Raw genomic sequence first — 8,529 nt, forward strand, 5'->3', positions numbered from 1 at the left:
AGTTATGGGGTATAAAAAACGAATTCTATAGCTTTTATTCCTTCATCGCCTAATTTACTTAAACGTTTAAGTAAATTGGTATAACAAAAGGAATTTTAATTTTCATTGCATTAATTTACTGTTTAATTGTTATCGGCTAAAGCCATTTATTGGCTTTATACCAGGTTAGCGTTTCAGTTAAACCCTTGTGCAGGTTGTATGTTGGATAAAACCCCAGTTCTGATTTAGCATTTTCATTATCGCATGACCAGTTTACGGCCATGAGTTCATCTATTTTTTCAAGATTAACTACAGCTGCTTTATTGCTCAAAGAACTTATTTTTTCTGATACAACAGCTATTATTTTTACAAAATTTACAGGCAAATGAAACTTTATGGTTTTAAGCTTCAGCACTTCTTTGGTAATATCACCCAATTCGTACTTACTGTAAAAGTTTCCATCGCTCAGGTTAAAGGTTTTATGATTGCCGCCGTATAAAGCTTTTATAGCGGCTTTAGCCACATCCTTTACATATATAAAACTCAGCTTTTGTGGCGCATTCCCTATATAAGGTTCAATACCTTTTACCAGTTGTTTAAAAAATATAAATATACCGGTATCCCTTGGCCCATAAACGGCTGTGGGGCGTAATATAGTATAGTTCAAATTTTCAACTGTCCTTAACTGTTCTTCGGCCAGTAATTTACTGCGGCCATAGGCAGTTACCGGGTGGGGGGGAGTAGTCTCGTTTATGATACCCTCAAAGGTTTTAAGCGGACCTATTGCCGCAAGGCTGCCTATCAATACAAACTTTTTTAAATTACCGCAAACCTCAACTGCGGCCGATGCCAGGTTAAAAGTATGGGTGGCGTTGATGTAATTATACTCGGCCTGTGAGCGGGCCGAGGTAACGCCTGCTGCATGAATAATATAATCGGGATTCAGTTGGGTAAGTTGTTGTTTTAAGGCAGGCAGATCTTTGTAATCAAGATATATATATTGTATATCTAAATGTTTTAAATGATCGGTATTGCTGCTTTTACGCACAGCGGCATAAACCTCCAGCTTTTGCTGTAATGCTTCTTCAATTAAATGAAAACCTACAAAGCCGCTTGCGCCGGTTATTAAAACCCGCTCCCTCATATTTGTTTTTCGTATAACCTGTATTTTTTGTACGGGTTGCCGTTTATGGCTTCAATGGCACGGTTTACCATATCATTGTGTTCCAGTGTCCAGCCGGCTTCGGCTTGTTTCATGCCTTTTCTTTTGTACTCTTTAATAATGGTACCATATAAACAGGCTTCAATACCCATTTTACGATAGCCGTCAATAACACCAAGGGCGTATATGCGCAGGCTTTGTATCTTTTTTCTGCCAAACAGTATTTTAAAAATACCGGTTGGTAATAAACGGCCCCTTTTAATTTTCTGAAATATCTCGTTATAATTAGGCAGCGCTAAGCCAAAGGCAACTATTTTACCTTCCTGCTCGGCAACCAATACAAAGTCAGGATCAAGTATCAGCTTAAGGTCTTTAGCCAGGTAATCAAATTCCTCGTCTGTTAAAGGCACAAATCCATCATTATGATCCCAGGCTGAGTTATAAACTTCGCGTAGTTTCACCGCTTCTTCTTTAAACTTTTTCAAGTTTAATTTACGGATAACAATATTATTACGCTTTAAACGCTCTTCGAGGGCATTCAATAACCTAACCGATTTATCATCATAACTTTTGTCGTCCCAATGCCAGGCAATCAGGTCAACATTTTTAATAAAACCAAGTCCGTCTATCAGATCAGCGTAGTAGGGGGCATTATAGGTTTGCATTAAAAAAGGAGGACTGTCAAAACCCTCTATTAATAAACCGCAAGGCTCATTAGTTGAAAAATTAACCGGGCCTATAAACTTGCCGGTTACCCCTTTTTGCTTAAGCCATGTAGCGGCTGCGGCGAAAAGAACTGACGATACTTCGGCATTATTAATACAATCAAAAAAGCCAAAAAAGCCATCATTGGCTTTATTAAAGTTGTTATGCGCGTTATTGAGTATGGCCGCAATACGCCCAACAATTTTATCGCCGTCATAAGCTAAAAAGGGTTGTACAGTATTATGCTTATGAAAAGGATGAATGGTGAGCAGGTCTCTTTGGGCAATAAACAATTCCGGAACGTAATTAGGATCGTTCTCATACAAATCATGCGGAAAATCAATAAATGAAGCTAATTCCTTTTTAGAATTAACAGTTATAATTTTTATCATGAGTGGTATTATAAAATGGATTGCCGCAAGGCGGTAGAATATTAAACGTCCATATACAGGAGCCGGTTTTTATTAAAACAGCATCATGCACATGGACGTTCGGTTAATATTATATGTTTTCTTTAACAGAAGTTACACCAACCTCTTTAAACACTTTAGCAAGTTTTTCAACAGCTTCGTCAATTTGCTCAAAGGTATGTGTGGCCATTAATGAGAAACGAAGCAATGATGAATCTGAAGGTACAGCAGGCGATACAACCGGGTTAACAAACACACCAGCTGCTTGCAGGTGTTTGGTTACCAGGAAGGTTTTTTCATTGTCGCGCACATATATTGGCAATATCGGGCTTTCGGTAGGGCCCAGGTCAAATCCTTCTTCGATAAGAAGTTTTGAGGCGTAATTAGTATTATCCCAAAGTTTTTGGATCCTTTCAGGCTCTGATTCAATGATATCCAAAGCGGCAATTACACTGGCTACCGAACCGGGAGGCATACTTGCACTGAACATTAATGAACGTGCACGGTGTTTAATATAATCAATGGTATCCTTATCGCTGGCAATAAAACCACCTAATGATGCCAGCGATTTACTGAATGTGCCCATAATAAGGTCAACATCACTGGTAAGGTTAAAGTGCGATGCGGTACCAGCGCCATTATGGCCTATAACTCCAAGGCTATGCGCATCATCTATCATGATATTTGCACCATATTGGTCGGCAAGCTTAACTATTTGTGGTAGTTTAACAATATCACCTTCCATGCTGAATATACCATCAACAGCAATAATTTTTACAGCCTCCTCTGGCAATATGCTCAGTTTACGCTGCAAGTCGTCCATATCATTATGGGCGTATTTTATAACTTTCGAGAACGAAAGCCTGCTGCCATCAATAATACAGGCGTGATCATATTCGTCTAATATAATATAATCATTACGGCCTGTTATACATGAAAGTACGCCCAGGTTAACCTGGTACCCGGTGCTGAATAAAACAGTAGCCTCTTTGCCAACATAGCTGGCAAGCCTGTTCTCTAACTCAATGTGGATATCAAGTGTACCATTCAAAAAACGAGAGCCAGCACAGCCTGTGCCGTATTTGTCAATAGCTTTCTTCGAAGCTTCTTTAATCTTAGGATGATTTGTTAGTCCTAAATATGAATTAGAACCAAACATCAAAACCCTTTTGTTATCTATTAGTACTTCAGTGTCCTGAGCAGACTCAATAGGCCTGAAATAAGGATACAATCCTCTTTCCCGGAGCATATTTGCAACCTGGAATTGAGCGATCTTCCCATGTAGTTTTTTAACCATGTATTAACCCTGCTTAAATTTTGTGTAAAAATACCATGAATAAGCATATAACTTATACGGTATATGTAATTTTTTTTAAAAATGCTTATTATGAACTTAAATTAATAAGAACCCATCCATATTCTCACATGGCAAATTAATTAATTTTTTTATTTATTTCGCACCACATTTTTTCATTTTTTTGTAAAAAGCCTAAAAAAGTTGGTTTTAGGCATGTTTTTATAAAATTTGCGTAAAATTTTTATTCTTGAGTTTAATTTAGTAATATTAATCACATATTCGCAGTTCCCCTGTGCAGCTCTACAAAAACTATAAGATTATTATTTTGTATTTTTTGTAGATAAATAACGTTACCTACAGCCTCTCTATGAAAAAAATGAAATACTTAGCGATTTTTACTATAATTAACTTAACATTAATTTTACATTCTTCGCTTTTTGCACAAACGGGAATAGATACAGCAATTAATGGGCCAGTTTCATTAAAGCAATGCGTTGAATTTGCCTTGCGTAACCAACCGGTGGTACGTCAGGCTTCTATTGATGAGCAAATTAATGAGAGGGATATTAAGATAGGGTTATCTGCCTGGCTGCCGCAGGTTACTTCATCCGGACTGTACAATTATTATTTTAAAGGTAGCCCGCAGGCAGGTGCCTCCGGTGCCAACATCCCCGCCGGAACCGGGGTGCGTAACCTCTCAACAGTGGGTTTACAAGCCAGTCAGGTAATATATAACAATGATGTATTACTGGCTTCAAAAGCCTCCAAATATTCGCGTCAATACTATAAGCAAAACATCTTAAGCAGCCAGATCAATGTGGTATCAGACGTAAGTAAAGCCTTTTTTGATGTATTACTTTCCCAAAAACAGCTTAACATTACTAATGAGGATATTACCAGATTGCAAAGAAGCTTAAAGGATGCTTTTAATAAATACCAGGCCGGCGTATCTGATAAAACAGACTACAAACAGGCTACCATCGCCTTAAATAATTCATTGGCCACCCGCAAGCAAACCGAAGAAGCTATAAAAAGTAAAACGGCTTATTTAAAGCAGATCATGGGAGTTGGTGGTTCAAAAGAGTTGTCACTGGCCTATGACTCATCGCACTATGAACAGGAAGCTTTTATTGATACCAATCAAAAACTTGATGTAAATAACCGTATTGAATATAGGTTACTGCAAACCAGTAAAGCGTTGCAAAATATAAACGTTAATTATTACAGATATGGTTTTTTACCTTCCTTATCGGCAGTAGGCAGTTATAATCTGGCTTATTTCAGCCATGATTTTTCAGACTTGTATAATAAGCCATTTCCAACCGGATATGCTGGCCTTACGCTTAACCTGCCCATTTTTCAGGGAACCAGGCGCCTGCAAAATTTAAGTAAGGCCAAATTGCAGGTTGAGCGTACTGATCTTGATATTGTAAACAGTCAGAACACTATAAATACCGAATATGTGCAAGCCCTGGCAGGTTATAAAAGCAACTACGCCAGTTATCAGCTCATCAGGCAAAATGTTGACCTGGCCAAGGATGTTTATAAAATAGTAAGCCTGCAATACCGCGAAGGTGTTAAAACCTATCTTGATGTTATTGTAGCCCAGTCAGATTTGCGAACGGCCGAACTAAACTATTACAATGCGCTGTTTCAGCTGTTATCAAGCAAAATTGATCTGCAAAGAGCATTAGGTACACTTGCTGTTGAATGATAATTAAAAATCGGGCAGTATAAAGTTGCCTGCAAATACTATAGAAAAAACTACGTAGCACTCTTAGGTACTATCAAAAAACAAACCAACAACGAATAATCACTACGATGAAAAACAGATATATATACTGGTTGGCCCCGGCGGCATTATTAGCATTGGCCTCATGTAAAGGTAAAGCGAAACAGGATGCTGCCCCGCCGCCAACGCCGGTAAGTGTTAAGGAAGCTATAAAGGCCGAAGCCACTTATTATGACCTATATCAGGGTACAGTTATTTCTATAAACACTACTGAACTCAGAAGCCAGGTACCTGGTTTTGTAACAGGAATATTTTTTAAAGAGGGTGATATTGTGCCCAAAGGCAAGGTGCTTTATGAAATTGATAAGCGTAAATACCTTGCTGCGTTTCAGCAGGCTCAGGCCAACGTTTTAAGTGCCCAGGCTAATTTGGTTAAAGCGCAAAAAGATATTGACAGGTACAACATGCTATTGAAAAATGATGCTATTGCCCGTCAAACCGTTGACCAGGCAGAGGCTGCCTACGAAACTAATAAGAGCCAGGTAGCCGTTGCAAAAGCAGCTCTGGAATCAGCCCGTACTGATCTGTCTTTCGCTACCATAACCGCCCCGTTCACAGGGCGTATAGGTATATCGCAGGTGAGGCTGGGCACACAGGTTTCGGCAGGTACTACGCTTATGAACACCATATCGGCCGAGCACCCCATAGGTGTTGATGTAGTAATTAACGAGCAGGAAATCAACCGCTTTTACGATCTGAAAAAAGCAAGCAGCGATACTACTTTTAAATTACAGCTGCCTGATGGTACTACCTATAATAAAACAGGTAAAGTTTTAGCTATTGACAGGGGGGTAAGCAGCGGAACCGGAAGCATTAAAGTAAGGATCCAATTCCCTAACGAGGATGATGCCCTGAAGGATGGTATGAGCTGTGTTTTACGGGTATTAAATGGACAATCGGGTAACAGGGTGCAAATACCTAATAAAGCTGTAACGGAGCAAATGGGCGAATTTTTTGTTTTTGTGACCAGGGATACTACAGTTAAAGATACAGCCGGAGATAAAACCATAAAAGACAGGCGCGATACCATTGCCAAACAGGTAAAGGTAAAGCTTGGCCCGCGTGTTAATACCGATATAGTGGTTATGGATGGTATTAAGGCTGGCGACAATGTGGTGACCGATGGCTTTCAGCGTTTGCGCGACGGCGGCAGAATAACTCTTGGCGGCAGCGGTCCACCTGCAGGTGCTGCCCCTAAAAAATAATTGTTTATATACATACAAAGAGAAATTTAAGCGAGTGGCAGGGAACAATCCCTGCAAAACTTAATAATAAAAAGAATGATCGCAGATACTTTTATACGACGACCGGTAACCGCAATAGTGATCTCGATAGTGATTGTAATTGTAGGTATATTGTCAATGACCAGCTTACCTATCGGACAATATCCTGATATTACTCCACCAACTGTTTCTGTTACGGGTACTTATACCGGGGCCGATGCATTAACCGTAGAGCAAACTGTGGCCACTCCTGTAGAAGTACAGGTAAACGGTGTACCAGGCATGACCTATTTGCAAAGTAACAGCAGCAGTAACGGTCAAATGAGCATGACCGTTAACTTTGATGTGGGTACCGATATTAACATAGCGGCACTTGATGTGCAAAACCGTGTAGGTATCGCGCTCCCAACTTTACCGCAGGAAGTACAGCGTTTAGGTATGATTGTGCGTAAACGTAATCCAAGTATTTTGATGCTGGTGGCCATGTATTCGCCTAAAGGCAGTCATAATGTTACGTTTACTGATAATTATACCAACGTTTTTATAAAGGATGCCATATTACGTACCAAAGGCGTGGGCGATGTTGTTTCCCGTGCCGATGATTTTAGTATGCGTATCTGGCTTAATCCTGATAAGCTTGCGGCTTTAGGTATGAGCGCAGGTGATGTTACCGCAGCATTGGCCGAGCAAAACGCCCAGGTAGCCCCGGGTACGGTTGGTGCCACGCCCCAGCAAAAAGCACAAACCTTTGAATATTCTGTACTGGTAAAGGGCCGTTTAAGCAAACCCGAAGAGTTTGGTAATGTAATCGTGAAAACCGTGCCATCTACCGGGGCAATTGTACATTTAAAGGATGTTGCACGTATTGAGCTCGGTAAATTCAATTACTCTGGTAATTCATATGTTGACGGTAAAAGGGCCTCGTACCTGTTGGTTTACCAGGCGCCAAACAGTAACTCACTTGAAACAGCCGAGAATGTGTATGCCACTATGGAGCAGCTCAAGAAAAGCTTCCCCGCTGATGTTGATTACGTGGTTCCTTTTGAAGCGATAACCGTAGTTAAAGTATCAGTGAGCGAAGTGGTTGAAACCCTGGTTATAGCATTGGGGCTGGTTATTGTAGTAGTATTTTTATTCCTGCAGAATTGGCGTTCTACACTGATCCCTGTATTGGCTATTCCGGTATCTATTATAGGCACGTTCATATTTTTTATACCCCTCAATTTTACCATTAATACGCTTACGTTGTTTGGTTTTGTACTGGCCATAGGTATTGTGGTTGATGATGCCATTGTAGTGGTTGAGGCTGTACAGCATTATATGGATGAGAAGGGTATGTCGCCACGGGAAGCAACTGAACACGCCATGCGTGATATATCGGCGCCGGTAATTGCTATTGCCCTGATATTAGCCGCGGTGTTTGTGCCAGTGGGCTTTGTACCCGGTATAGTTGGACGCCTTTATCAGCAGTTTGCTATCACCATAGCTATATCCGTATTGATATCGGCTTTTGTGGCGCTTTCGCTAACTCCGGCACTGTGTACGTTGCTGCTTCGCCCGCATAAAATTGATGAAAAATCAAGAGGGCTCAACAAATTCTTTTTTGTATTTAATGAGTGGTTCACCCGTATAACAGGCAGGTACCGCAACACGGTTGATAAGAGTATAAAACATTCAAAATTTATTATCATTATACTGGTGTGCATTATTATAGGCACTATACTTTTATTCAGGGGTAAGCCATCCGGCTTTATTCCACTGGAGGATGATGGTCGTGTTTATATCACCTATGATCTGCCTGAAGCTTCATCAACAGTGCGAACGGTTGATGTTTTGGGTCAAATGATGAAAACCCTTGATAGTGTACCCGAAATTGCGCACTACGCGGCATTAGGCGGATTGAACGCTATCAGCTTTGCAAGTAAGGCTAACAGTGCCACCATGTTTGTTCAGCTTAAACC

At 40.3% G+C, this 8,529-nt stretch carries 6 protein-coding genes; 3 read left to right on the forward strand and 3 right to left on the reverse strand.

Annotated elements, in window-relative coordinates:
• Positions 1–136: 136 nt before the first annotated feature.
• The 3 genes from AC1DRQ_RS27830 to spt all read right to left on the reverse strand — a co-directional run bounded on the left by AC1DRQ_RS27830 (position 137) and on the right by spt (position 3,553).
• Complete coding sequence (locus tag AC1DRQ_RS27830) at positions 137–1,123, reverse strand: NAD-dependent epimerase/dehydratase family protein (protein WP_477428832.1); 987 nt, start codon at positions 1,121–1,123, stop codon at positions 137–139.
• On the reverse strand, positions 1,120–2,238 hold the full coding sequence (locus AC1DRQ_RS27835) for a GNAT family N-acetyltransferase (protein ID WP_477428834.1): 1,119 nt from the start codon (positions 2,236–2,238) through the stop codon (positions 1,120–1,122). Before AC1DRQ_RS27835 ends, AC1DRQ_RS27830 begins: the two co-directional genes overlap by 4 nt.
• Before the next feature lie 109 nt (positions 2,239–2,347).
• The gene (gene spt / locus AC1DRQ_RS27840; RefSeq protein WP_429397627.1) at positions 2,348–3,553 is read right to left on the reverse strand and encodes a serine palmitoyltransferase; all 1,206 of its coding nucleotides are present in this window, start codon (positions 3,551–3,553) and stop codon (positions 2,348–2,350) included.
• 376 nt (positions 3,554–3,929) lie between these two features.
• Here spt and AC1DRQ_RS27845 point away from each other — a divergent pair, with 376 nt between their 5' ends.
• The 3 genes from AC1DRQ_RS27845 to AC1DRQ_RS27855 all read left to right on the forward strand — a co-directional run.
• The gene (locus AC1DRQ_RS27845) at positions 3,930–5,267 is read left to right on the forward strand and encodes a TolC family protein (protein ID WP_429397626.1); all 1,338 of its coding nucleotides are present in this window, start codon (positions 3,930–3,932) and stop codon (positions 5,265–5,267) included.
• 107 nt (positions 5,268–5,374) lie between these two features.
• Positions 5,375–6,550 carry an efflux RND transporter periplasmic adaptor subunit gene (locus AC1DRQ_RS27850; protein ID WP_429397624.1) on the forward strand — a complete coding sequence of 392 codons (1,176 nt, stop codon included), beginning with the start codon at positions 5,375–5,377 and terminating at the stop codon, positions 6,548–6,550.
• Between the two features lie 75 nt (positions 6,551–6,625).
• Positions 6,626–8,529: efflux RND transporter permease subunit (locus tag AC1DRQ_RS27855; protein ID WP_477428838.1), on the forward strand; the 1,904-nt coding region annotated here is incomplete at its 3' end.

This window comes from Mucilaginibacter sp. P4_E8, assembly GCF_056401495.1.